Here is a 25,782-nt window from a genome sequence, read left to right on the forward strand (position 1 = left end):
GGTTCGCCAGATCCTTCTGTAGCCGTTCCGGGCCGAAGGTTTGTCGGCTACGCTCGTGAGCTGCACGCACCTGCGCTTCGAGCCGAGACTCCTGCTGCGCGTGCAACGACAGCGGCCGTTTGCGCCAAGCATAGTAGCCACTCGTGGACACGCCCAGGAACCGGCACATCGGCGGCACAGGGTACTGCTGTCGCATCTGCTCAATTGCGCCGTACTTCACCGCGACTCCTTCGCGAAGTACGTTGCAAACTTTTTTAACAGATCGCGCTCCATCTTCACTTCTGCCAACTCTCGCTTGAGCCGGCTCAGCTCCGCCTCGATCTCAGTCAGTGGTTTCTGGGTTTGCCCGACGTTCTCCAGCTTGCCGTCCTTTGCGGCGCGAACCCAGTTCGCCAACGTCTTCATCGATATTGACAATCGACGGGCAGCTTCAGACACGCCCACTCCGTCAGTCATTGTCAGTTTTACTGCTTCTTCACGAAATTCCTTCGTGTACACAGCCTTCGGGATTCGCTTCATCAATGCCTCCATTCCTCAATTCTACGGAATGTTGGCGTCCACTTTTTTCAGCCGACCTCAGTGTCAGCGTGGTGAGCAATGCGCTGCTTCTTCGACTTGGAAACCTCGTCCCCAAAACATATGAAGGGATAGGCGCGCCCTGTCTGCATAAGCGTTAGGCATGCTGAGGTGGATCGGTTCGGATGAGGATGCCTAAAGGCATCCTCATCTTCCGTTTGAAACTCAATACCAGAGTTGGATGCCCACTACGAGCTCCTTGTCGGTCACGGGCTCACCATCGCGCCTGGAAAAATCTGCCGTACGGCCGAAGCGCCGCCCCCAGACAAGTCCGACGTACGGGGCTATTTCGCGACGTACCTCGTAGCGCAGCCGCAATCCGAACCTAATGTCTGATATACCACTGCCAATTTCTCTCTCAGGGTCCGACTTCCCGTACACGTTCAGCTCCGCTTCTGGAGTCAAGAAAAGCCTTTGCGAGAGCAGGAAGTCATACGATGTCTTGAATTGCATCGCTGTTCGGCCCGACGTCCCGATATAGCCCGTAGCCTGGACGTTGAAGAAGTACGGCGCGAGGCCTTCGACGCCAATAGCCGCCCAGTCCCGCGTCGGTCCGTTTCCGAAATCGTGCCTAACGCCGGCTTGCGCATTCCAGTAGGTTGAGTACGCGTGAGATACGAGCGCTTCAACGCGAGCGTCATCGGTCTTCCCATAAAGCCTCTGCCCCGAGCTTTTGAGCCACAGCCTGTTAATATCGCCGCCTAGCCAGGCTTCGGCATCCCACGAAAGGCCCTGACCACCGGCCGACTTTATATACTCAAGTTGATTGATGAGGAGTTGGTGGTAGACGGCGTTGTCGGCCATGTCCATGCCCGGCATGTGCATACCTTGGCTTGGGTTGTTCATGTGAATGGGCGGTTCATCCACCTTTATAATGCGGTTCGCTTGGCCAAGAGAAGGGTCTACGCCCTCCGGGTTCGCAGAACCGCTGCCTTCAGCCTGCGCGGCGCCGGCGTTTTGCTTCGGTTCGGCAGTTGCTGGCGATGTCGGTGATGTGTCAGTCGGCTTCTTGCTAGGCATGTTCATATTCCCCATGCCTTTCATGTCGGGCATCCCGTCCATCTGCGACATATCACCGGCAGCCCAAGATGCTGACGACGCTGTGACCAGAGCGACGCATGCAAGCGATACAGCCCATTTCTGAGTGTCAGCGGGAACGGACACGCGCGATTGATTGAGGCTCATGCAACCACCACCTGACGGAACATGCCCGCCTCCATGTGATACAGCAGGTGACAGTGGAACGCCCACTGCCCTGGTGCGTCCGCCGTGACAAGATAACTCACGCGCTTACTAGGCTGAACGTTTATGGTGTGCTTTCGAACGAGAAACTTCCCGTCCTCATCTTCGAGTTCACTGAACATGCCGTGAAGGTGGATTGGGTGGTTCATCATCGTGTCGTTGATAAGCGTGATGCGTAGTCTCTCGCCGTACTTGAAGACAACGGGCTCCGACTCGGAAAACTTCTTTCCGTCGAACCCCCAAATAAAGCGTTGCATGTTTCCAGTTAGGCGCAGCGTGATTTCCCTGCTCGGCGCGCGGCTGTCAAGCGGACCTCCAACTGTGCGCAGATCGGCGTATGTGAGCACCCTCCGTCCGTTGCCACGCAGCCGTGGTCCCGGGTCGCTGAGAGAGCCTGACACGGTCATGGGTCGGGCATCAACCGATGGCCCCGTGCCTAGCGCGGTTTCTCCCATACCGTTCCCGCCATTCTTACTGCCCATGCCGGACCTGCGATTCATATCGCCCATACCTTTCCCGTTGCCCATGCCCTTCATGTTGGACGTGTCTTCCGCATCACCCATGCCCTTCCCGTCGGACATGCTCTTCATATCACCCGTGCGTTTCCCGTCGCCCATGCCCTTCATGTTCGACATGTCTTCCCCATCACCCATGCCTTGCATATCAGGCATGCCCTTCTTGTCGCTCTTACCTTTTCCATCGTCCATACCCTTCATGTCACCCATTGCTTTGTCGCCGCCCATGTCCGACATCCCGTCCATACCTTGCATATCCCCCATGCCCATGTCATCCATGGTCAACCAAGTCTTCGGGTCGATACGTGGAACAGCGGCCTGCATGCCAGCGCTCGGGGCAAGCGTGGCGCGCGCATACCCACTTCGGTCCATGGATTGGCAGAAGATGGTGTATGCCTTATCGTCAGGTATGTCGACTACGACGTCATAGGTCTCGGCGACAGCAATTCGAAATTCATCGACCGGGACTGGCTTTACCTCCTGGCCGTCAGCCGAGACGACCGTCATCTTCAACCCGGGAATGCGGACGTCAAAGAACGTTTCCGACGAACCATTGATAAACCGAAGTCGTACCTTTTCGCCCGCTCGAACGATACCTGTCCAATTACCCGCGGGCGTAACGCCGTTTGCTAGGTAGGTGTAAGTGGCCCCGGAGACATCGTGAAAGTCAGTCGGATTCATGCGCATTTGGTTCCACATCCGCCGTTTAATTAATGCCGCTTTCATCCCCATCTGCTTCACGTCGTGGAAGAAATCAGGCGCGGTCGGCATCTGATAGTTGTAGTAATCGCTCGAGACTTTGAGCTTCTCCATGATTCGCTCTGGATTCTCATCGGTCCAGTCGCTGAGCATCACGACGTAGTCACGGTCGGTACGAATGCTCTCACCGCTAGCCGGCTCGATAATTAGGGGCCCATAGAGCCCCGTTTGCTCTTGGAATCGACTGTGGCTGTGATACCAGTACGTTCCTGCCTGCCGCACGAGAAAGTTATATGTGAACGTCTCGCCTGGTTGAATGCCTGGAAAGCTAATACCGGGCACGCCGTCCATGCCAAACGGCACAAGCACACCGTGCCAATGGATTGAAGTCGGGACAGCGAGCCGATTTGTGACGCGCATTGTGACTTCGCTACCCTGCTTCCATCTGAGTGTCGGCGCCGGAATCGAGCCGTTGACGGAAGTGCTCGGTCGAGTGCGGCCTGTGTAGTTGATAGGAGTCGAATCGATTGTGAGTTCAAAGTGCGTGCCGCTCAGTTCATGAGGTCCGCTCTTGGAGTTAGCCGCTCGGCTAACCAACGGCCACGCTCCGACCCCGGCGACCAAACCGCCCGTAGCCAGACCCTGCACAAACCGACGCCGCCCCACGTTGTTGGCTTTAGGAACGTTGGGGAAAGTTACCTTACTCACGTTTGCATCTCCTAACAAAAAAATAGTCCCACTGGGCCGTCCCTGTAACGGCGAAACTGTACGTTCGGGAACGACACAAAAATTCCCGCCGTTGCTACCTGCTCAAGTGAGCGCCGTGGTAGAGGCCAAACAAAAACCGGTCAGTCGACCCGGACAAGCCACACAACGCAAGCAATGTGCCGTCGTGAGGCACTTCTACATTGCTTAAGGATGAGATTAACGTCACAGCACGCTGTTGAAAAGGAGAAATCGGCTTCTAAATTTCAGATGGCAAATAAATGGCAAAACGGTAACCCAGACGCAATCTAAAAGACAGACTGTAAAGGTTGACCATCGACAAAATCATCAGGTATGCTTTAATCTGTCTCGCACAACGGATGCCGTAAACTAAGTCTCCGACAATCCGTCTATATTTTAATTATTGATAGATGAATGCCATCCGTGTTCAACATAAACAAACCGTCGGCGTGGTTTCTATTTTGGCTTTCCCCTTTTAGCGGCTAATTTGGTGGTAGAGACTTTGGCCGATTGGATCTGAACTGCGTCGGTAGTGTCGATGAAAGCAAGCCAACCGTTTTTAAGTGCTGAGAGCAAGCTGGAGCATAAACAAGTCGAAGCAGGAAAGTCTATTAATCGCAGCGGCGTCATATCCGGATAAACACGTGCGTCGAAAGGCTACCGCAGATGAATGCTGTTTCAATCGCGAAAATCGGTTTAGGATTTTCCTTAAATTCGTTTCGCGAGAGAGGGTATGTCCAGAATTTAGCTAAATTCCCACTTAGAAATTTAGTTTTGCTAATTGAACGCTGTGAACGCAAGTGCGTGGTTAAATAGCCGAGAATAGCGTGGGCGACGCCGTGGAAGAATTATTGAATATCTCTTGAGGCCGGCCGCGCTCTCTGTGGTCGATAGGCTTCGCCTTTGCAGTATAGCTACAAGGTGGCATGAGAACTGTTCTTACTTGAATGAACCGACTTCGAAAAATGATGTACGTCACAGAAGCTAAGTATGATTTACGGCAGAGAAGTCAAAATCATCATTCAGTTGCCGTCATATTAGAGAACAACCACAAAACGCGGCCGTCATGTCGAAGCGCCCACAAAAAGACTTCCATTTGATCGTACTCATTGTTTATCTCGAACCGGGTCACCCGTCCATGTTCAGCGAACAATGACGTATTATCCAATCAAAGGCGATGCGCATGAAAAGGGATAACGAAAACGCTGGATACGTGCGGCTTTTGGCCGAACTTGCTGCTGACAGGAAGCTCACGGTTGCGTATGTGAAAAATGCGATGGAAAGCGTCAGTTGCCCGGACGAAAAAGGAAGCGCGCTGATCGCGTTACGTTTGGTCGCGGAAGCATACGGCGGGCTCGGCGCCGTTGCGAGGGCAACCGGTGTGAGCCGTGCTACCGTTTATCGATCGTTGTCTGCTGACGGAAATCCAAGACTAGATACTCTGCTTGCCCTGTTGCGTATCGTCGGTTTGAGACTTTCAGTGGAGAGTGCAGTCCCATCAGTTCAACTAGAAGCACTGAAAATAGGCGCACCGAAGCGCAATCGCGACTCAAGTTCCGATTAAGGCATGCTTCGCGGTAGTACAGGTCGCTTAATAACAACGCTAGTTTATCCTGCTCCGGGGCAGAGAAAGTAGGTGAAACCTTTAAATGTCGCAGACACCGTGAATCGACAGAGCGTTACCCCGGTCGGCTAAGACATTATGCGCTCAGGATGCCAACAGCTATGCGGCGCGGCCATAACCATCCAAGAATGCAAGGTTTATAATTCTTTGACAGCTTAATCGGTACTCCGAGTCAATCTTGGCCCTTTGGAAGCTACGTGATTCTGCCGCTGTTTCACGTTCTGCTGTTCTGTTTGCCGCAGACGGCCAGGTGCCGAGCCATGAATTGTCAGCTTTAACCAGGCATCCCTAAGCTCATTGATGCGTATGTCGGTGATGGCCCCCAGTGTGCCGGATTACTCCGGCAGACGGAAATTTGCGACTAGACTCGTCTGCGGTGTTTATCACGACCATCCGACCGAACGGAACCCGACAGGTATTCGAGCTGGCGGACCGTGGCGGCTATCTGGAATCCATTCAAGAAATTCCGGAGCCGCACGCATTCAAAGCCAACGTTCGACTGGCGGATGGCAAGCATGAAGTGGAATTCGAAGAACACGAGCACCGCGATAAAGCGCGGGACGCAACGACTCGTGACCACAACATCCGGTCTGCCTACATTCACGTCATAGCGGATGCGGCGGTTGCAGTGCTGGCTATCATCGGTCTTGTTCTGGCACGCACGTTTGGGTGGCTTTGGACGGACCCGCTTGCCGGCGTCATTGGCGCATTGGTTGTTGCAAACTGGTCCTACGGTTTGATGCGAGACACTGGCGCAATTCTGCTCGACATGAGCCCCGACCAGCGGATGGCGAGAATGTGCGTCGTGCGATTGAAGGCAACGGCGACAATGTTGTCGACCTGCACGTTTGGCGGGTCGGACCTGGCCATATGAGCGCGGTGGTGTCGGTTACCACCAACGAGTCGCAGCACGATTCACGTTTTTTCCACGCGATTCTCGAACGTTTCAAAGGACTCTCGCACGTCACAGTCGAAGTACAACCCGCTCAGGCCGCGAGATGATGCTCCGCAACCAGTCCGAAAGGCACTGTGAAGTCACAACATGCCACGCGTCGACGTTTTTAGCGGCTGGTTCGCGGCGAGAGGATTAAGCCCTTGCCGATTGCGCCGCCCACAACTTAAACCACTGAAGAATTGTCCGAAGTCAGGGAACATGTTCGTGCGCTAAGAAGACATGCCCCCCATAGCACACTCGGAAACGAACACACACGCGTTGCGGCTCGAACGACCGCAGCCTATTGTTTTGCCCGCGGAATCTTTGAACCATCCGAAGCGCCGAATGTCCCTCCTTAGCCGGCTGATACAGCAATTTTCGGTGGCGTTCCCACGGCGCGAGGCCATTGCGGACTTAAAACCTTAAATGAACAAAACCGCGTACTTCGACAGTTCTCTCGCCGACGCGGTTTGCAGGCGGGCGTTCGCGGCAAGACTGGATATGACTCTCAAACGTTTAAAGATACCTTCGAAGCGTGTTGCTCAACGTCTTGGTGTCCCGGAGCACGACGTGACTCTATGGCGCGCCGGCGTGACCGTCCCGACGGGCGTCCAATGTCGGGGCCTTTCCGAACTGCTTTGCGTCGACGTCGCGTGGCTTTGTGTAGGTCAAGCGTAGGACGAGTATGTGTTGTACCCCGAAAGACAAATTCCGTCAGCGGACGTCATAACGCGCGTGTACTGTACATCTCGGGCCGCAACAACTTCAAGGGCGTTGCAAATTTAGCCCCGGCTTCACCAGGTTTGTGGCACGGGAACAATCATCGCCAAGAGAGAGGTCGTCCCTTCGTTCCTGAATCTCACAGCCGTATCGGCTGACATTCACCGCGCTCGTGCGAGAGGCCATCAACACGCGATATGCGGTGTTCGCATCAAGCGGTTGCGCCGTGGAATTTCGCCGCCTTAAGGCGAAGCGCATTTCCAATTACCGAAACGGAACTCAACGCCATCGCGGCGCTGGCGATAATGGGACTCAGCAGCAGGCCTAGCCATGGATAGAGAACACCAGCCGCTACGGGTATTCCAATCAGGTTATAGGCAAACGCGAAGAACAAGTTCTGGCGAATGTTACGCATCGTCGCTACGCTCAGCAGTCGCGCTGTGGCAATTCCGCGAAGGTCCCCTTTGACCAGCACGACACGGGCGCTATTCATCGCGACATCGGTACCCGTTCCCATTGCGATGCCGACGTTCGCTTGCGCCAGCGCAGGCGCATCGTTGACGCCATCGCCGGCCATTGCGACCACATGCCCTTGCTGCTGCAGCGTTTGAACGAATTTGTACTTGTCTTGCGGCAGGACGCCGGCCTCCACGCCATCTAACGTCAGCGCCTTTGCGACCGCGTTAGCTGTTACAGGGTTGTCGCCGGTGACCATGATTATCTTGATACCAGAATTTCGAAGCAGACGAACAGCTTCCGGCGTCGACGCCTTTACGGGGTCGGAAACCGCTAGGTAGCCAGCCAGTTTTCCGTCGACAGCCAAATACATAACCGTCTGTGCGTCTGCTCGCAGCCGGTCCACATCAACGCTTGCAACCGCGTAATCGGCTTTCGCTTCGTCCATCAAGCTCGCATTGCCGAGTAAAACCGTCCGGCCTTCCACTGTTCCGCGTACCCCTTTACCGGTCACCGAGTCAAACGACGAAACGGAAATCAACGCTACGTTGCGGTCGCGCGCACGCGTGACGATGGCCTGTGCTAGCGGATGCTCACTCTGTCCTTCAAGGCTGGCGGCGTACGCCAAAACAAGCTCTTCGGCGAAACCGTTGAGAGCTGTAACCGTCTGCACCTGAGGTTTTCCTTCCGTGAGCGTTCCCGTCTTGTCGACCACCAGCGTATCGACCTTCTCCATCAGCTCCAGTGCTTCCGCATCCTTAATCAGAACGCCTTGTTTCGCACCTCTGCCGACGCCGACGATAATCGATACTGGTGTGGCCAAACCGAGGGCGCAAGGGCACGCGATTATCAACACGCTGATTGCGACCACGAGGGCATGAGAAAGCGCCGGCGCGGGGCCCCAAATTGCCCACACAATAAAAGACATGACAGCAATTGCTATAACAGCCAGCACGAACCATCCAGACACTTCGTCGGCCAGCTTTTGAATCGGCGCTCGGGACCGCCCTGCCTCCGAGACCATTTCGACGATTCGTGCGAGTAGTGTCTCAGACCCGACTCTCTCGGCTTTCATAAGGAACGAGCCGGTCTGATTTACGGTAGCGCCGGTTGCTTTGCTACCGACTACCTTTTCAACCGGCATGGCCTCCCCGGTAATCATCGACTCGTCGACGCTTGACCGGCCTTCAATTACCAACCCATCGACCGGGACCTTCGACCCGGGCTTGACGCGAAGGGTGTCACCAACTGCAACAGCATCAAGCGGAACCACCTCATCTGCGCCATTCGCTCCTACTCTGACCGCAGTATTTGGGGCTAGCTTTAACAAGTCCTTTAGTGCGGTTGAGGTTCGCGAGCGCGCCCGAAGCTCCAGCACTTGTCCGAGCAAAATCAGCGCGACAATCAAAGACGCGGCCTCAAAATACAGTGGCAACTGCATACCTTGCCGAAAAGCCTGAGGAAGGCTCGCGGGGAAAACTAAAACGTAAAGGCTGAAGAAATATGCTGCGCCGACGCCGAGACCCACGAGGCTAAACATATTCAACTGCCAAGTCATAAACGATTTCCAGCCCCGCTCGAGAAACGGCCAGCCCGCCCACAACACCACCGGCGTAGCCAGTAAGGCCTGCGCATATTGAGCCCACGACATGGACTCGACGAGTGGAAGTCGCAGAGTCGCTGCCAAGCGATTGATGACTCCGTTTAGGTCTGGAAGCCGAAGGTCATGACCCATCGTCAACCACAGCAATGGTACCGAGAGAACTAGCGCAACCCAGAAGCGGCGAGTCATGCTCGTCAGTTCCGCTGAAGACTCCTCTTCCGCGACGGGCATGACTAGCTCTAAGGTCATGCCGCAGATAGGGCAGGAACCTGGATTCGGCAACCTTATCTGAGAATGCATTGGACACGTGTAGACAGCGTCATGTCCTGGCGCTGGCGTATGCAAGGCAGAAATCGGCAAATTCGTGGAAGTCATATTGCGTCCGGAGTGTGGTCCCGCATTTTTTGCGATTCGCGTAGCGCATGAGAATTTCAAGCTCAATCGGGCCCCTCAAACCGTTCACTGGCAAGCTCGACGCGCTCGGAAGAAAAAGTTGTCAGGCGCCAGCGGGAATCGTGAAGGTCACCGTTGGAACGAAACGGTGCGTTCGGGTCGCGTAGTCCTGCCAAGCTTGCCCGAATTGGAAAGCCGACTTCTTCTCTTCGCTCAACGCGAGCCGAACGTACATCATCACCAAAATCCCGAACATGACCAACGTAAGCAACGTGGCCCATTGCAGAAGGAACCCAAACATCACGAGCACGAAAGCGACGTATTGAGGATGCCGGACTCGCTGGTATGGCCCAGCCGTGGCAAGCTCGTTTCTCCGCTGTGCGCTGAATAGCACGTGCCAAGAAACACTCAGCAGGTAGAACCCGCCCAGAATGAACACGAAACTTAGAACGTGCGGAATTCCAAGGTGCGGATTTCCATGACGCCCCGACATCATCCACCAAATATGCCCCGCGTCGTGCGAAAAGAGATTAGTCTGCGGAAAGCGCGGTTCAAGCCAACCTGACAGCAGATAAACGGTGAGGGGAAAACCGTACATTTCAGCAAACAACGCGATGATGAACGCCGAAAAGCCACCGAAGGTCCGCCAATCGCGAAACCTGGTGGGCTTGAAAAAACTGTACGCGAAAATGATGAAGAATAGGGAGTTGATAACGACCAAGTGCCAAAGTCCATAATCACTAGCTGAGGGTGCCATCGTGCTCTCCCTTAGCTTTGACCGCCTCAACCCTGGTATGCGCGTTGTGGTTTTTTCCATGGTGCATGAATACGTGCATCAGCGGACAGGACAGCAACAGTACAAAGGGCAACGCACCGAGAAAATGGCTGCGGTGTTCCGAAAACATAAAGAAGAAAGCAATCGCCGCGAACCCGAGGAACACGATTGCGCCTCGGGATTTCCAGAACGGTTGTGCTTCGTCGGGATGCGTATTCATTCCAAGCTCCTTAGGCAGCGTGCTTTTCCGTGGGTTGCGGCTATTCTCCGTACATAACTCATCATGCTACGAGCACATCAAAATTGAGCACTTCGCCCAGTACGGATGAGCTATGGGCAAGTGCTTAGGACGCCTGCATCTTGCTCGCCGCGGTTCACGTTTTTACGACGCTTCGCAACGCGCTGCAGACAAGTTCTCGGCGAACTCTGTAACTACAGTAGGCCCAAAAGCAACTATTTTCTTGTCTCAAGTCAATTAAAAGCGGATGGTGCTCGTCAGGTTCCCAAAGACCGTCGTTGCAATCGTTTTTTCGCAACGACGCGGGCCACGGTGCCAGCGTCTGCCCATGTTTAATTGATTTGCGTCACTAAATATGTGCGTGCAAGGCATACACTTTCAGTGTTAGTTCAACCGTAGCCAGCCGGGTTTACACCAGCCAACCTACGATGTTTGCAACAAGAATAGGTCAACAAGGCGGCAATTGCGGTTGCAGCGGACCTTATACGACCCGCAGGAGTTCTAATGCGTGCCATTTTTCTGAGTCTGATAACGCTTGTCCTGCTTTCTCTTACCGGCTGCGGTTATAACTCCATCCAAAGCAAAGACGAGCAGGTGAAAGCAAGCTGGTCAGAAGTGTTGAACCAGTATCAACGTCGGGCTGACCTGGTTCCCAACCTCGTCAATACGGTCAAGGGCTACGCCAACCAGGAAAAGGACGTGTTCATCCGCGTGACTGAGGCTCGTGCGAAAGTCGGCTCCGTTCAAGCAAGCTCTGAACTCGTCAACGACCCCCAGGCTTTCGCAAAATTCGAAGCGGCACAAGCGCAATTATCGTCCACGCTGTCGCGGCTTTTGGTTGTGTCCGAGAATTATCCGCAACTGAAGTCAGATGCAAATTTCCGTGACCTGCAAGCTCAGCTTGAGGGAACTGAAAATCGCATCACCGTTGCACGAAACCGTTACATCAAGGCGGTGCAAGACTACAACGTGGCCATACGTTCGTTCCCGTCCAACCTTACGGCTAAAGCGTTTAACTACAACGAAAAAGCAAACTTTTCGGTGCAGAACGAAGCGGAAATTGCGCGTCCCCCGGTGGTAGATTTCAATGCGCCACCGCAGCCGGCCAGCGGAGCCACGAAATGAACACGAGAAGAGCGCTGAGGGTACTGCTATTAATTTTCGCGGCGATTTGGTCGTATGCGGCGAGCGCAGATACACCAATTCCCGCACTGACGGCACGGGTGACGGATGAAACATCTACATTGACGAGCGAGCAACGCTCGTCACTTGAACGAAAGTTGCAAGAGTTCGAGGCAAAGAAAGGAAGTCAAATCTCCGTCCTCGTTGTGACTTCCACTGAACCTGAGACCATCGAACAATACTCGCAGCGCGTCGTCGAACAGTGGAAGTTGGGACGAAAGAGCATCGACGATGGAGCCCTTCTTATCATCGCTAAAAATGACCGCACCCTCCGTATCGAGGTGGGTTATGGCCTCGAGGGCGCGCTCAACGATGCCACGAGCAAACGCATCATTAGTGAAACCATCGTGCCAAGCTTTAAACAGGGTGACTTCTACGGCGGCATCGATGCGGGCCTGGACAGCATGATGAGCGTTATCGATGGTGAGCCATTGCCGCAGCCGACTCAGCGCGCGGGAGGAATCGACGGAAATCCGATGCGTTATCTACCTGCTCTTTTCGTGATGACAATTGTCATCGGAGGCGTCCTTCGAAGCCTGCTAGGACGCCTCCCTGGCGCTATTGTGACAGGAGCGGGGGTAAGTGTTGTCGCGTGGTTTCTATCAAGCGGTATTTTAATCGCGATAGTTGCAGGCGCAATTGCACTTGGGTTCACATTATTCGGTAGCGGGCTTGGCGCATACGTTGGAGGGCGGGCTATCGGGGGGCAGGGTGGCAGGCTTGGCAATGGGTCCGGCCGTGGGGGATTCGGCGGCGGCGGCGGGAGCTTTGGCGGCGGCGGCGCATCGGGAAGGTGGTAACCATGAATCTAAAACGTGTGTTCAAACATTTGTTGATGAACCGGTGGAGAGTCGCCCTTGCCTTTCCACCCCGTACCTTATCGGCAATAGAAGACTCAATTGCGGTAAGCCATAAGGCGCATGCGGGGCAGGTGCGGTTTGCAGTCGAGGGAGCGCTTCACTCCGCTTTGCTGCTGAAAGGTGAAGATGCGAGAACACGGGCAGTCGAAGTCTTTTCTGAACTGCGGGTCTGGGACACCGAACAGAACAACGGGGTGCTCATCTATCTCCTTCTTGCTGACCGCGACGTAGAGATAGTTGCTGACCGAGGAGTGCACGCGAAGGTCGACGCGAGCGAGTGGGAGTCGATTTGCCGGTCGATGGAGGAAGCGTTCCGCCACTCAAGGTATGAGTCGGGTGTCGTCCAGGGGGTCGGTGACGTGACGGCCCTCTTGCAAAGACACTTTCCAGCTTCTCTCACGCCCTTCGAGGAACTGTCGTCCGACCCGGTATTGCTCTGACGCTCCCTAAGAACGGCGCAACGTTCGTGATTGCCGCTTGATCTGTATAGCTCATACCAATCAATAGCCCGTCGTGCTCGCAAAGCGAACGAGCTTGTTCGCTAATTCTGCGCACTGGCGGACTTCATAGACTCTTGTGCCGCCGGCTTTTGAAGGAGACGCCTGCGTATCATATCTCTTACGGGCGCTACCACGTACTCTTGAAAATACACAGCGGCGACAACAGTCCCGACTAAATAGAGCGGATACGTCGCCATGCTCGGTAAAACGTCTTTCGACGCTGCGACGCAGGCAGAGAAATGTGCGGCGCAATTCAGTGGTGACTCTCCTATAGAAAATAGCTTCAGCGCTTTCATCAACACAAGAAAGATAGGCGCATGAATCGCGAATATTGATAGCGCGGCGTTACCGAGTCTCACTGAGAGTTTTGCAAATCCCACAGGCAGCGCAGCCGGCGCGCACACAATGACCAATGCCATTTCAGCAGGCATCAAAGCGCCGTTGTGGACAATGTATCGCCAGAACAACGCGCCGTCTGCGACGAGCCACGCGGCAGCTGCGAAACTGAGGGCAACGAAAACGAGGGTAAGGAATCGTCGACCTGCAGTCGCGGTGAACAGGCTCAACCGTTGCTCGCGATACAGGCCATACAAAACAATGCCGCTCGCAAATTCCGGCAATCGCAGCAATGGATTTCTGGTGACTATTCCCACCGCTACCGGGCCGAACCAATGCATGCTACTCGCCACAATCGGTGGAACCATGTACGCGACCCACAAGAGCAACAATAGCAGGGCCTTCTTTCTAAACGCCATTATCCGAGGCGCGAGGAAGGGAAAGGTGATGTAGAAAAAAAGAAGAGTCGCTAACGACCATGACGATGGATTCACGGAACCGTAAGGCGGGTTCCAGACCTGCACCATCACAAGATTCAGAACGAAATTGAACGCCGTCGCTGTTTGACCTAGATGAACCAGCTCGTCGCCGCCGTCGCTTAGTGAAAGGGTGGCAAATTCACTGAATGCACGCGTGCCGGCCACCGAAACGAGTAACACAAGTGCTAGCGAAAACAGGTGGATGGGATACAGATTTGACAGCCGCTTAACAAAGAACGCTCGCGTTCCACCGCGAAGGTCCGACGACTGAGCGAAATATACGTGCGTCAGAATAAATCCGGACAGCAAGAAAAAGGTACTGGTTGCGAAGCCGCCCAAATTCAAAAGTTCCACGAAAGGAATCTGCGCGCTCTGCGGATACTGATGAATCGAGTGAAACACCATCAGATAGACGGCTAGGAGAAATCGCAGGAGGTCGAGCCCGACAAACTTGTTCTTCACTTTTCCTCTCGGGAATTTGGTCGCAATGGACATTGATGGAACGTCACCAAATGCCCGCGCTAGTTTTGACACTTAGCCGTCTTCCAGTGCTTCAACGTACACCGTGACCGCGCTTCAAGTTGTGCGACGGACCACAATTGTCGTAACGACCCAACGGCCTTTTCTTTCCATGCAGTCCTATTTAAATCGCTATCATCCACCTCACTACGACGAAGTTATAGAAAGGGTTTTTCACGATAGGCCGTTGGTGGGTCCAAATCCTCCTCAATAGGCGGCAACTCGTCGCGCCCAATGACAAATAGATGACTAAAATGTAATCCCGTCGCCATCTTCGGGCGGCCGGCTGAAGGGAGATTGCACTGCTGGCGAGCGGGCGCCGCGACACCCCCGTGATTGCTTTGACCGACCGTCTTTTTCAATTCATCGATTTGCATTCGGTCGCACATTTGCGGCGCGCCAGCGCAGTCCTTGCAGTGGACGGTCTTGTGCCGTGCGCATTTAAAAACTATGGCGGTCCATCGAATGCCGACTCGACGCACGAACACGTCTCATCGGGGACACAAACCAAAAAAAACCGAGCACAGGGCTCGGGCAAAAGCAAATACCTGTCACCAGCATCATCGGCAGCATGATGCATAAGACAAGCATTTGCCGCGTGTCAATAAAGCTATGCGGTTCGTTCTCGCTTACTCTGTACCAGGCAAAGGGCTTGATACGAGTACAGCGGCGACGGCGACAACGCCAATTAACACCCACGATTCAACGTGCAAGATTGTCGAGAACCGCTTAAGGGGCCCCTTATGACTTACCTCACTGTTTCTCAGCGACCCCAAAAGCGATGGCATTTCAAAGAAACGATTGTGTCCGCCCAACCCGGCCGCTATCAGCACGAGAACGAGCTTCAGAATGAGAACCTGTCCGTACCAGGAACCCAGCAAGTTTTCGGGAGCACTCACCCCACGCCAGCCGTTATAAGCGCCCGTCGCGAATAAGGCGATAAGGGCGATGGTGGCTGCATCGGACACCGACTGAACGAACGAGGCACCACCGGACAAATCCTCTCGTCCTGCCTTCATCATCCCCGGATTCACGATAAACGTCGCGGCGAAAACAATGCCGACCCAAGAACTGATGGCGATGAGGTGGACCCAGTCGGCCCACACGGGCAGGCTTAACGTTCCCGCATCGACCGGATGACCGCCGTTACTTTTTGCCAAGGCGACGCAAGCAACCAAGAGCCAGATAAGGGGCTGAAACCGAATGGTCCGCTCCCGCGTGCGGATGACCGACAGACCGATAAGAAGGACCAGTAGCCCGGCACCGATTGCCCAGACGTGACCGAACTGGGTCGACCTCAGCATCGAAACGACTGCGGGCCACGCGTCAAGTATCGGTAGTTCACTCATCAGGGCGCAATGAACCCAGAAGGCACCAGCGCTCGCGGCGAGGGTCAGGATAGCCGAAAGCGTGAACGCGGTGGCGAGGCGGCCGTTGACCTGCAGTCGCCAGCCGGACTCAGCGCCTCGCAGCCATCGCGCGCTCAGCAAAACACCCACCAAGCTGGCAAAGCTCAGACTCTGCAGCGCAAGAAAGACCAAGCGCGCGATTTCGAGAGGCCCGAAGCTCATTTACTTCACCGAAAACTTGTACGTGCCTTTGGACTTGTGACTGTCGCCAGTCATCACTGCCCATTGCACAGAGTACGTGCCGGCGCCAAGCTTCGGAATCGCCAGCGTGAGCACCTTCTTATCCGCCGCGTCGATTTTTGCCTTGCCTTCGCCAATCGCAGTGCCGCCTGCGTCTGCAACTTTGATAGTTGAGAACGCAGGCTCAAGGTCTTCATTGAACGTGAGGCGCAGATTTGGCGGCGCAGTGTCGACGATAGCATTGGCGGCAGGCTCCGCGTTCTCAAGCTTGCCGTGCGCGAAAGCCATTGCCGGCGCTAGCGCGACCAGGGCAGCGGCGGCAAGCCCAACGGCTGTTTTCTGATTAAAAAGCTTCATTCGGATTTATCCTGTCAGTGGGTGGCGCATGGCACGCCGCGAGAGACGGGCCACGCGAACGAAGGCTTCACTTCTTTTCGAGCTTGGTCACCGTCAACGCGCCGTTCACCTCTTCGGCCACAAAGTCAATTTTGTCGCCGACCTTGACCTGCGAAAGCATCGCCGGGTCCTTCACCTTGAATGCCATCGTCATGCCTTCCATGCCGAGATTCTCCAGAGGACCGTGCTTGATGGTCATCTTCCCGGTCGACATGTCGACTTTCTTGACTTCACCGTGCGACATCGCCGAATTTGCGGCACCACTTTTCATGGCGCCGCTGGACATGTCCATGTTGCCCATCTCACCAGCGGCATAGGCCGCGCCCGAGGTCGCGAAGACAGCGCCCACCATCATCGATACGATTGCTTTTTTCATCTCGTGCTCCGTCCATTGCGTTAAAAAGGACCCGCGCGTCGCGCGAGGCAAACTACTCATGCGTCAGGCATTTCACCCGTGTACTCAAATGCAACCGTTCCCTTGGGGTGCTTGAACCAACCTGGGTCTCGGTAGTCGTTGCGAGCCAAGCCCTCGCGCACCTTGACCACGCTAAACATTCCCCCCATTTCGAGCGGACCGAACGGGCCCGTGCCTGTCATCATCGGAATCGTGTTGTCTGGAAGCGGCATTTCCATTTCGCCCATCGCACCGCCGGCGCTACCCATCGCCATGTAGTCGGGAACCAGCTTGTTGATGCGCTTGGCCAGGTCCTTCTGCTGGACACCGATGAGGTTCGGCACCTGATGACCCATCGCATTCATCGTGTGGTGCGACTTATGGCAGTGAAACGCCCAGTCACCAGGACGATTCGCGGTGAATTCGATTGCCCGCATCTGCCCTACGGCGACGTCAACGGTGACCTCCGGCCAACGCGCGCCAGGTGGTATCCAGCCGCCGTCGGTTCCCGCGACTTCGAAGTGATAGCCGTGCAGATGGATGGGGTGATTGGTCATCGTAAGGTTGCCAAACCGAATCCGGACCCGGTCACCCATACGTACGGGAAGGTGGTCAACGCCGGGGAACACGCGTGAGTTCCATGTCCACATGTTGAAGTCCGTCATTTCATTCACACGCGGCGTAAAGCTTCCCGGGTCAATGTCATAAGCCGACATAATGAAAACAAAGTCTCGGTCGGCGTGCATGATATTCGGGTCTTTCGGGTGAACAATGAACGTCCCCATCATTCCCATTGCCATCTGCACCATTTCATCAGCGTGGGGGTGGTACATGAACGTTCCGTGCTTCTCCAGCTGGAATTCATAGACAAACGTTTTGCCGGGCGGGATGTGCGGCTGGGTCAGGCCACCGACTCCGTCCATGCCGGACGGCAACAACATGCCGTGCCAGTGAACTGTCGTGTGCTCCGGCAGTTTGTTCGTGACGAAAATGCGAACCTTGTCCCCCTCTACTGCCTCGATGGTCGGTCCTGGGGCTTGGCCGTTATAACCCCAAAGATTCGCCTTCATGCCCGGCGCCATTTCGCGCACCACGGGCTCCGCCGTCAGGTGAAATTCCTTCCATCCGTTGTTCATGCGCCAAGGCAGCGACCATCCATTAAGCGTCACGACGGGGTTGTACGGCCGCCCGTTGGGCGGCGCAGGCGGCGGTTGCATATTCACACTCGACATCGTTGCCGCCTCAGGCAATGACGCCGCGCCAGCCTTGCTGACAAGGGCAGCGCCAAGCAACGCCGCACCGGAACCGCCGATAAAATTTCGACGAGAGACCATTTCACTTACCTTCTGTATTTGTGGGGGACGCTGGTTGCGTTTTGGATTCGGGCATCGGTCGCAATTGCGCGACCGCAACCGCTGGCAAGCGGCCACCCACCGCCTGCTGCAGGTCGGTCTCCGCTATCCAATATTCCTTGAGCGCATCGATGTAGCTGTTGACCGCGCCAACCTGCTCGCGAGAATCAGCAAGCAGTTCGAACACGCTCGCCAGCATGCCGTTGTAACGCAGCAGAAGCTCATCCGAGATGGTTTTGCGAAGCGGCACGACCTCGTCGCGGTAGTGCTTTGCGACGTCGTAATCGCTGACATACGCGGAGTACGATTCGCGCACCTCAGAACGCGCATTCACCGCCGTTTCTGCGAGTCGATTAGCGGACTGCATATACACGGCCTGTGCTCGCCCGACTTTCGCGCCACCCCAATCAAACAGAGGTATCTCGACACTAATGTCAAAGCCGTGGAGGCGCCCCTTATCGGTTTCGAAATTGTTCTCGTATCCGACGTCGAGCGCGTTGATGAAACGGGTCGCCTGTGTGAGCCCCAATGAGGTTGCGACCGCTTGGGTCTGCAGTTTCGCCGCCTGTATGTCCAGGCGGTTTTGCATGGCGAAGCGCTCAAGGTCGTGCAGCTCGGGACGGTCTTTCGGAAGGTGGGGCAGACGCTCGGGCAACTGGAATTGAGCGCCAGCGCCCCACAAGCCCATCAGGCGCGTCAATTTCTCTCGAGCGGCGACGCTTTCCTGTCGGGTCTTGGCGAATTGAGCGACCGAATCCGCGTAGAACGCCTGCTCACGCGCGTAGTCAAGCTTGCTAAAGTTGCCTGCCTGCTGCATGCGCGAAGCCAGTTCGGCAACGGCTTCCGCCGAATCCTTGACCTGCTGCGCGTAGGCGACTGACTGTTGCGCCGCGACTGCGCTCACATAGGCGCGCCTGGTGTCGGCTGCAACTTTCAGCATCGCATCGGCGGTCAGCAGCTTCGTCTGCTCAAAGCGTCGGCTTTCAATACGTGTGGCCAACGGCAGCGTAAAGATACTCAGGATGCCAAGCGAGAACGTACGATTGATACTCAAATCGTTGCTGGAGTGCGTGCGACTGAACGAGAAGCCTGGGTTCGGCAACCGCCCGGCTTGCACAAGGTCGGCTTCGGAAATACCCAGGTCACCATATGAAGCCTGCAAGCCGCGATTGTTCAAGAGCGCGACCTGGACCGCGTCATCCATGCTCAACGGCTGTGCTAATAGTTCCCTGGTGCGCTTGAAGACCGAATCTCTATCGGCATCCGTTTTGACAATAACTGCGTCCTTCCCAAGCCGCTCAGATGCGACATTGGATACGGTATTGAAGCCACCGTCCTTGGAGAATGTTGTACAGCCGGCAAATAGGGCAACGACGCTGACAGCCGCAACGAGCCGACCAGAAGCAAAGAGTTGCGGCTTCATTCACCCATCTCCCCGTTGTTCATCTTCATTCCCCGCTTTCCGACAGAAGTTGGCTGCGAACCGGTTTCAGGAGGCATCTTCGAATGGTCCATGCCTGGCATGCTGTCGCTGCCCGAACCCCCTTTCATATCACCCATACCCTTCATGTCGCTCATGCCCTTCATGTCACCCATGCCTTTCATAGATTCGGGGTTGGCTGAGCCCATCGGCATTGTTGAATGGTCCATTTCCGCCATGCCATTTCCTTTCTCGGAAGAAGGCTGAGGGGTTTCTTTCGAAGGCTGCTTTTTATCCATGCCTTGCATACCGCTCATACCGGACATTCCATCCATGCCGGCCATTCCCGACATGCCCGTGCCGTTCTTTTTAGATGGTGTGACAGCGCCGTTTAAGTCGCGCCACGAGCCGACGGGCTTATCCTGAAAAGGCTTGTAGTCATTCGTTGCAGATGGAACGATGACTGCTGGCACCGGTGCGCCCGCGTCGGTTGGGTCTGGGGTAGCAGTGGGTCCACTTGCGAACGAAGGCAAAGCCACCGCTGCGCTAAGCAGCACGGCATAAATAATTCGCATGAAATCTCTCTCGACAGAGTTCAGCTGACAGCAACAATTGCGGTCAGAAACGGGGAGCGTCACGCCAGCGGCGGGACGACCAAACTCAGGCGAGAATGAGGCGGGGAGGTCTTTCGATACCACCCGTCAAGAAACGGGCGGAGCCAGCCGGCGCGTTGTCCAAAGGGATATCACGCACAGCCTGGCTGGGAATCGAGATAGCAGGGATTAGGGGAAGAACGCCGCCGGCACAGCAGGAAACGCAAGTACTGCAATGCCCACTGCCGTGATGGTGCATGCCGCCCTGGAGATGATGTTCTCCATGGATAGAGGCGGTCGTCATCGCTTCCGACACACGAGTCGCCATCTCGTGCACGTCGTGCGCGCTGGACATGACTTCTTCTCTGACCTGCGAAGGCTCGCAGGTCAGGGGGGCAGCCCCGAATGCCCGAGCCGACAGGCTCAGCATCAGGAACACGACCGTAAGAAGTTTGCGCCAGTTAATCATAGGGCCCGAGTCTAGCACGCGGTTTTAGCCCGTTGTAAGGTTCGCAGGGCTGACAACCCGAACACTACCAACACCCTCATGACGAGACAATGGCTCCAAGATGACCGTTCAGTCATCCACGCACCGAACATGGCGAAAATGTCATTTTGCCGCCATCTTTCTGAATGCTCCAAATTGTTACCCTGTTCGCATCACTAAAATAAGAGGCTCGGTATGCGCATACTTATCGTCGAGGATGAGCAGAAAATGACGTCGTATCTGCACAAGGGTCTGACCGAAGCGAGCTTTAACGTTGACATCGCAAGCAATGGCAAGGACGGTCTTTTCCTCGCGCTGCACGAAGATTTCGATGTGATGGTTCTGGACGTGATGCTCCCCGAGATGGACGGCTTTGAGGTACTGCGCCGTCTTCGAGAGCAGAAGTCGACCCCAGTTCTTCTGCTGACCGCGCGCGATACTGTCGAAGACAAAGTAAAAGGGCTGGAGCTTGGCGCTGACGACTACTTGTCCAAACCATTTGCGTACGCCGAATTTCTCGCTCGCATCAGGTCGCTCTTGCGGCGCTCGCCACGCGGCGCCCGTGACGTCATCATGATTGCCGACCTCGAGATTGAGCTCTTCAAGCGCCGTGCGAGACGGGGCAACACGCGCATCGACCTGACCGCACAGGAATTCGCGCTCCTTCAATTATTGGCCGAGCGTCAGGGTGAGGTGCTCACGCGTACCTTCATCACTTCGCAGCTCTGGGACATGAACTTCGACAGCGATACGAATGTCGTCGATGTCGCCGTCAAACGACTCCGGGCAAAGGTAGACACACCCTTTGAGCGCAAACTGTTGCACACAGTTCGCGGAATGGGATACGTCTTAGAGGAACGCACATGAGCACCACCGGCCGGCACTATTCGCTTTCCGGCCGCCTCGCGCTCGCATTCTTGGTGGTCGCCGCCGCAGTCTTTGCGCTCATCGGCGCATTTTTATATAGCTCCCTCGATACCGAGCTGCAACGGCGCGACGACATCGAGATTGACGGCAAGCTCAATCAATTTGCGCAACTTGCACGCGAGGCGAAGACCGTTGCAGGGGTGCATGGCGCCCAGACTATGTTTCACGAAATTCTGCTTTCTCATCCTGGCGTCTACCTGACCATCCTGGACCAGTCCGGCAAAATCGTTGCCAACCACTCCGAAACACCTGGGGCGAACCTTCCGTCGGCGTATGGCTCCCGAAACGCGCAGCGCGTACCGTACACATGCCAGCCATTTCAGATTGGTGCGGCGCGCTGCGTTTTTGCAGATGAAACGCTCCCATCAGGCGAGGACATACGGATCCTCCTCGCGAGAAGCGCATCGGACCGTGACTCGCTCCTTCAAAGCTACCGCCTCGACATTCTGTTCGCAGCTGCTGCAGGTTCCACGCTGATTGGATTTCTCGGGTACGGCGTGGCGCGCCGGGGACTCACGCCGGTGAAGAGTATCGGCCGCCAGACCTCCCGCATTGAAGCTGATAATTTGAGTGAGCGATTGAATGTCGAAGGTGGACCACTTGAGCTGACCGACATCGCTGTATCGGTCAACCGGATGCTGGACCGACTTGAGCGCGCCTTTACGCGACTGTCGCAATTCTCGTCGGACCTGGCGCACGACATGCGGACGCCGCTTGCGAACGTCATCAGTTCCTCGCAAATCACCTTATCGAAGACCCGCAGCGTCGAGGAATACGAGACGCTCATCGACTCGAATATCGAGGAATGCGAACGCTTGCAACGGATGATTGAGAACATGCTCTTTCTCGCACGAACGGACAACGTCAAGCAAGCAGTCAAAGTGACGGCGCTCGACGTCCAATCCGAATTTCAGCGACTCGCCTCGTATTTTCAAGGTATCGCCGAAGAAGGCCGACATGCAATTGGTGTTGAAGCCAGCGGCGTCGTACACGCAGACACGACATTGTTTCGCCGCGCTGTCAGCAACCTCGTGAGTAACGCGCTGGACCACGCGGCTCCCGATTCAATCATTTCGCTAAAGGCTGATGAGCTGCCAAACGCAACGGTGGTCTCCGTGAGTAATGCCGGCGTAGCGATTTCCGAAGCGCACATGGAAAAAATCTTTGACCGCTTCTATCGCATTGACCCGTCGCGCCATGAGTCCGGAAAGAATTCCGGACTGGGCCTTGCAATCGTTAAGTCCATTATGGAATTGCATCGCGGCAAGGTCGACCTGACAAGCTATAACGGACAGACCACGTTCACATTGATTTTTCCGAAATCCAGCTCTGCTGTGGTTCAAGAGGCTATCACCACATGAAGACCCTATTCTCCTTGACACTCGCCGCGCTCTGTTCGACCTCAGCTCACGCTGAACTTGTTACTGTGCTGAATTCGTCTGACGCCAACGTTAGCTTTATTGACATGGCTAGCCAAAAGGTGACGGACACCATCCCCGTCGGAAAAGAACCTCACCACCTGATGGCGAGCCCAGATAACAAGTCGCTCATCGTGGCCAATTCAATAAGCAACAGCTTGGTGCTCCTCGACCCAAGAACCGGGAAAGTTCAGCGTTGGATTGAAGGTATCGAAGACCCCTATCAACTCGGATTCTCGTACGACAAAAAGTGGTTCGTCACGGCGGGATTGCGTCTGAATCGAGTGGACATTTACCATTACGACGGGAGCAACTTTGCGCTCGGGAAGCGCGTTCCCTTAGCGGATACACCCAGTCACCTTGCATTCACGAAGGATAACAAGACCGTCTTCGTCACGCTGCAGGAATCCGACGAACTTGCGGCGCTCGACCTGGATACACAAACGGTCAAGTGGAAAATGAAGGTCGGCAAGGCGCCGGCCGGTCTCTTCTTCACGCCCGACGACAAGTACCTTTTAGTTGGCATGACAGGCGCCGATTATGTGGCGGTGGTCGACTGGCGTACGCAAAAGGTCGTCAAGACCATTCACACCGACCGGGGAGCCCACAACTTCCGGTCGCTGGCCGATGGACGCCGCGTACTTGTTACCAACCGCGTAGGGAGCACCATCAGCGTGGTCGACCTTCAGTCGCTCACGGTGCTGAACACGATTACAGGCCTTTTGCCCGGTCCCGATGACATGGAACTGACACCGGATAAGCGATACCTCTGGGTGACATTCCGCTTTACCCGATTTGTCGGAGTGATTGACCTGCAAACGATGAAGCTAGTGAACACAATTCACGTTGGAAAGTCTCCGCACGGCATTTACTTCCCTGACCGCGCACCGCTTGGTTGAGTGTAATCGTTGTTAACAAGGAGAGACCGAGATGAGCATCCTGACTGCAATTGGTCACGCGCTGTGGATGTCCTTCACGATGTTCTGGGACATATTCTGGGGGTTGTGCCTGGGATTTTTGTTCTCGGCGATTATCGAGGTCACAATTTCAAAAGGCGAAATGTCGAAGTTGCTGCCTGACGACTCGTCTAACTCGATAGTGACGGCGAGTGCCCTTGGCGCAGCGTCGTCGTCATGCTCATACGCGGCCGTTGCGATGGCGCGTTCCATAGTCCGCAAGGGTGGTGATTTCACGGCCGCCATGGCGTTCGAGTTCGCCGCGACCAACTTGGTGCTGGAACTGGGCGTGCTGATGTGGGTGCTAATTTCATGGCATTTCGCGGCGGCGGAATTTATCGGCGGCCCGATTATGATCATTGTGCTCGTAATCCTGTTTCGCTTAACGCTCAAGGACTCGCTGAAAAAAGAAGCACTCGCCCAAGCCGAAAAGGGCATTGCAGGTTCAATGGAAGGCCATGCGGCGATGTCAATGGGCGAGCAGAGTGGCACCTGGAAGGACCGCCTGTCGTCTAAAGCCGGCTGGGTCAACATAAGCCATTCGTTCGTGATGAATTGGGCAATGCTGTGGCGAGATATCGGCATTGGGCTGCTCGTTGCGGGCGCGTTGGGCGCCTGGGTTCCAAACGAATTTTGGAAAGCATTCTTTCTGGTGGACCACCCCGTCGCGGCAATGATCTGGGGCGCGTTTGTTGGACCGCTTATCGCCGTTATATCCTTCACCTGCTCCGTTGGTAATGTCCCACTTGCCGCCGTTTTGTGGAACGGCGGTATTAGCTTCGGAGGCGTCGCGGCCTTCATCTTTGGCGACCTCATCATCCCACCCATCCTGAACATTTACCGGAAATACTACGGTGGCAGGATGACCTGGTACATGCTCGTAACCTTCTACATCGCGATGGTCGTAGCTGCGCTGGCGGTCGAACTCATTTTCGGCGTCGCCGGTCTGGTCCCGCATCAGCGTATCGTCAGTATTCTGACCGAAACCATTACCTTCAACTACACGACGGTTCTGAACATCATATTCGCTGTCGTTAGCGCCGTGCTTGTCATCGTCTTCTATAAGAGCGGGGGGCCGGAAATGATGAAGATGATGGACGATGGTGGTCACGACAACGACCACCAGCACGCTCAAGATCAGGGGCAAGCTGCTTCCTCCTCGAGCAGCGGCGCAACTCCGCAGGAGCACGGGCATCACAATCATCACTAGCAGCTGGCAGCTTCGGCGAACGCCAAAAGTCGAACTTTACCGGTAGTCCACCCCCACCTACTTATAGAGGTTGCTGTGCACAAAAATTCTGTTAAGACCGTTGCATTGGGCATTGCCGTCGCTATCGGCTCATTAAGCGCCACGCCGACCTACGCGCAAACCCCCGCAAGCGGAGCCATGGGCGGAATGTCGATGGGCAAGGACGCATCGAGTTCAAGTAAAAGCCCCTCCACCGCAGCCTTCATGGCTGGTCGACAAACCATGATGCAACACATGGACATACCGCTCTCAGGCAATCCTGACAAGGACTTCATTGCTGGGATGATTCCTCATCATCAAGGCGCAATTCAAATGGCGCAAATCGAGCTTAAGTACGGCAAGGACCCAGAAGCAAGGAGGCTTGCGCAAAACATCATTGCGGAACAAAAAAGGGAAATCGTCGTTATGCACCACTGGCAAAAGAAGCACGGCGCGATGTAATAGGCGCTGCACAGACTGCGCTCAAATACGTCGCAGCAAAATTGGCGCGGTCGAATCAACATAAATCGCAACTTTAGCGGACGCAGCGCGTCGCGTGAGAAATAACATGCGACCTTGTCCTTTTCGGCGCGAAAACTCGACTAGGCAGTATGACTTCGCGCGAGGTAGGGCTGGCCGGCCGTA

22 protein-coding genes and 2 pseudogenes are annotated in these 25,782 nt (G+C 55.3%); 10 read left to right on the forward strand and 14 right to left on the reverse strand.

The window, feature by feature from the left end; translation table 11 throughout:
• From ACRXB1_RS00005 to ACRXB1_RS00015, 3 genes and pseudogenes are all read right to left on the reverse strand, one after another.
• A pseudogene (locus ACRXB1_RS00005) lies at nt 1–519 on the reverse strand (transposase); the annotation flags it as partial.
• Between the two features lie 222 nt (nt 520–741).
• The gene (locus tag ACRXB1_RS00010; protein WP_449490613.1) at nt 742–1,761 is read right to left on the reverse strand and encodes a copper resistance protein B; all 1,020 of its coding nucleotides are present in this window, start codon (nt 1,759–1,761) and stop codon (nt 742–744) included.
• A complete protein-coding gene (locus tag ACRXB1_RS00015; RefSeq protein ID WP_449490614.1) occupies nt 1,758–3,740 on the reverse strand; it encodes a copper resistance system multicopper oxidase in 1,983 nt (660 codons plus the stop codon). The genes ACRXB1_RS00010 and ACRXB1_RS00015 overlap by 4 nt, the downstream gene beginning before the upstream one ends.
• Before the next feature lie 1,201 nt (nt 3,741–4,941).
• Here ACRXB1_RS00015 and ACRXB1_RS00020 point away from each other — a divergent pair.
• Nucleotides 4,942–5,322, forward strand: coding sequence for a helix-turn-helix domain-containing transcriptional regulator (locus ACRXB1_RS00020; protein WP_449490615.1), 381 nt, complete (start codon nt 4,942–4,944; stop codon nt 5,320–5,322).
• 379 nt (nt 5,323–5,701) lie between these two features.
• Nucleotides 5,702–6,384: pseudogene (locus ACRXB1_RS00025) on the forward strand (cation diffusion facilitator family transporter); the annotation flags it as partial.
• Between the two features lie 863 nt (nt 6,385–7,247).
• Here the strand turns inward: ACRXB1_RS00025 and ACRXB1_RS00030 are convergent.
• From ACRXB1_RS00030 to ACRXB1_RS00040, 3 genes are all read right to left on the reverse strand, one after another.
• A complete protein-coding gene (locus ACRXB1_RS00030; RefSeq protein WP_449490616.1) occupies nt 7,248–9,470 on the reverse strand; it encodes a copper-transporting P-type ATPase in 2,223 nt (740 codons plus the stop codon).
• A 121-nt stretch (nt 9,471–9,591) separates the two neighbouring features.
• Entirely contained in the window at nt 9,592–10,245 is a 654-nt protein-coding gene (locus ACRXB1_RS00035; protein ID WP_449490617.1) for a methyltransferase family protein, read from the reverse strand.
• Complete coding sequence (locus ACRXB1_RS00040) at nt 10,229–10,483, reverse strand: DUF2933 domain-containing protein (RefSeq protein WP_449490618.1); 255 nt, start codon at nt 10,481–10,483, stop codon at nt 10,229–10,231. The genes ACRXB1_RS00035 and ACRXB1_RS00040 overlap by 17 nt, the downstream gene beginning before the upstream one ends.
• A gap of 522 nt (nt 10,484–11,005) precedes the next feature.
• Here ACRXB1_RS00040 and ACRXB1_RS00045 point away from each other — a divergent pair.
• Genes ACRXB1_RS00045 through ACRXB1_RS00055 form a run of 3 tightly spaced genes read left to right on the forward strand, consistent with a single transcriptional unit; the run spans nt 11,006 to nt 12,983 of the window.
• A complete protein-coding gene (locus ACRXB1_RS00045) occupies nt 11,006–11,626 on the forward strand; it encodes a LemA family protein (protein WP_449490619.1) in 621 nt (206 codons plus the stop codon).
• Nucleotides 11,623–12,483, forward strand: coding sequence for a TPM domain-containing protein (locus tag ACRXB1_RS00050; RefSeq protein WP_449490620.1), 861 nt, complete (start codon nt 11,623–11,625; stop codon nt 12,481–12,483). Before ACRXB1_RS00045 ends, ACRXB1_RS00050 begins: the two co-directional genes overlap by 4 nt.
• 2 nt (nt 12,484–12,485) lie before the next feature.
• Nucleotides 12,486–12,983, forward strand: a complete 498-nt coding sequence (locus ACRXB1_RS00055) for a TPM domain-containing protein (RefSeq protein WP_449490621.1) — start codon at nt 12,486–12,488, stop codon at nt 12,981–12,983.
• Between the two features lie 101 nt (nt 12,984–13,084).
• Here ACRXB1_RS00055 and ACRXB1_RS00060 read toward each other — a convergent pair whose 3' ends face one another.
• The 8 genes from ACRXB1_RS00060 to ACRXB1_RS00095 all read right to left on the reverse strand — a co-directional run bounded on the left by ACRXB1_RS00060 (nt 13,085) and on the right by ACRXB1_RS00095 (nt 20,103).
• Nucleotides 13,085–14,353 (reverse strand): acyltransferase family protein, encoded by a 1,269-nt coding sequence (locus ACRXB1_RS00060; protein ID WP_449490622.1) that lies wholly within the window; start codon nt 14,351–14,353, stop codon nt 13,085–13,087.
• 182 nt (nt 14,354–14,535) lie between these two features.
• Entirely contained in the window at nt 14,536–14,754 is a 219-nt protein-coding gene (locus ACRXB1_RS00065) for a hypothetical protein (RefSeq protein ID WP_449490623.1), read from the reverse strand.
• Between the two features lie 252 nt (nt 14,755–15,006).
• Nucleotides 15,007–15,948 (reverse strand): copper resistance D family protein, encoded by a 942-nt coding sequence (locus ACRXB1_RS00070; RefSeq protein ID WP_449490624.1) that lies wholly within the window; start codon nt 15,946–15,948, stop codon nt 15,007–15,009.
• Nucleotides 15,949–16,323 (reverse strand): copper homeostasis periplasmic binding protein CopC, encoded by a 375-nt coding sequence (gene copC / locus ACRXB1_RS00075; protein ID WP_449490625.1) that lies wholly within the window; start codon nt 16,321–16,323, stop codon nt 15,949–15,951. It lies immediately after the preceding gene.
• A gap of 67 nt (nt 16,324–16,390) precedes the next feature.
• Nucleotides 16,391–16,738 carry a copper-binding protein gene (locus ACRXB1_RS00080; protein ID WP_449490626.1) on the reverse strand — a complete coding sequence of 116 codons (348 nt, stop codon included), beginning with the start codon at nt 16,736–16,738 and terminating at the stop codon, nt 16,391–16,393.
• A gap of 56 nt (nt 16,739–16,794) precedes the next feature.
• Nucleotides 16,795–18,090, reverse strand: a complete 1,296-nt coding sequence (locus tag ACRXB1_RS00085) for a multicopper oxidase family protein (protein WP_449490627.1) — start codon at nt 18,088–18,090, stop codon at nt 16,795–16,797.
• Between the two features lies 1 nt (nt 18,091).
• On the reverse strand, nt 18,092–19,531 hold the full coding sequence (locus tag ACRXB1_RS00090; protein ID WP_449490628.1) for a TolC family protein: 1,440 nt from the start codon (nt 19,529–19,531) through the stop codon (nt 18,092–18,094).
• On the reverse strand, nt 19,528–20,103 hold the full coding sequence (locus ACRXB1_RS00095) for a hypothetical protein (RefSeq protein WP_449490629.1): 576 nt from the start codon (nt 20,101–20,103) through the stop codon (nt 19,528–19,530). Before ACRXB1_RS00095 ends, ACRXB1_RS00090 begins: the two co-directional genes overlap by 4 nt.
• Before the next feature lie 700 nt (nt 20,104–20,803).
• On the opposite strand from ACRXB1_RS00095, the gene ACRXB1_RS00100 reads away from it, so the two are divergent.
• The 5 genes from ACRXB1_RS00100 (at nt 20,804) to copM (ending at nt 25,599) form a co-directional block, all read left to right on the forward strand.
• Nucleotides 20,804–21,475, forward strand: coding sequence for a heavy metal response regulator transcription factor (locus tag ACRXB1_RS00100; RefSeq protein WP_438397111.1), 672 nt, complete (start codon nt 20,804–20,806; stop codon nt 21,473–21,475).
• Complete coding sequence (locus tag ACRXB1_RS00105; RefSeq protein ID WP_449490630.1) at nt 21,472–22,896, forward strand: heavy metal sensor histidine kinase; 1,425 nt, start codon at nt 21,472–21,474, stop codon at nt 22,894–22,896. Before ACRXB1_RS00100 ends, ACRXB1_RS00105 begins: the two co-directional genes overlap by 4 nt.
• Complete coding sequence (locus tag ACRXB1_RS00110) at nt 22,893–23,852, forward strand: YVTN family beta-propeller repeat protein (RefSeq protein WP_449490631.1); 960 nt, start codon at nt 22,893–22,895, stop codon at nt 23,850–23,852. Before ACRXB1_RS00105 ends, ACRXB1_RS00110 begins: the two co-directional genes overlap by 4 nt.
• 31 nt (nt 23,853–23,883) lie before the next feature.
• Nucleotides 23,884–25,119 carry a permease gene (locus tag ACRXB1_RS00115; RefSeq protein WP_449490632.1) on the forward strand — a complete coding sequence of 412 codons (1,236 nt, stop codon included), beginning with the start codon at nt 23,884–23,886 and terminating at the stop codon, nt 25,117–25,119.
• 75 nt (nt 25,120–25,194) lie between these two features.
• On the forward strand, nt 25,195–25,599 hold the full coding sequence (copM, locus tag ACRXB1_RS00120; protein ID WP_449490633.1) for a CopM family metallochaperone: 405 nt from the start codon (nt 25,195–25,197) through the stop codon (nt 25,597–25,599).
• Nucleotides 25,600–25,782: the final 183 nt, after the last annotated feature.

Source organism: Caballeronia sp. M23-90 (assembly GCF_053574605.1).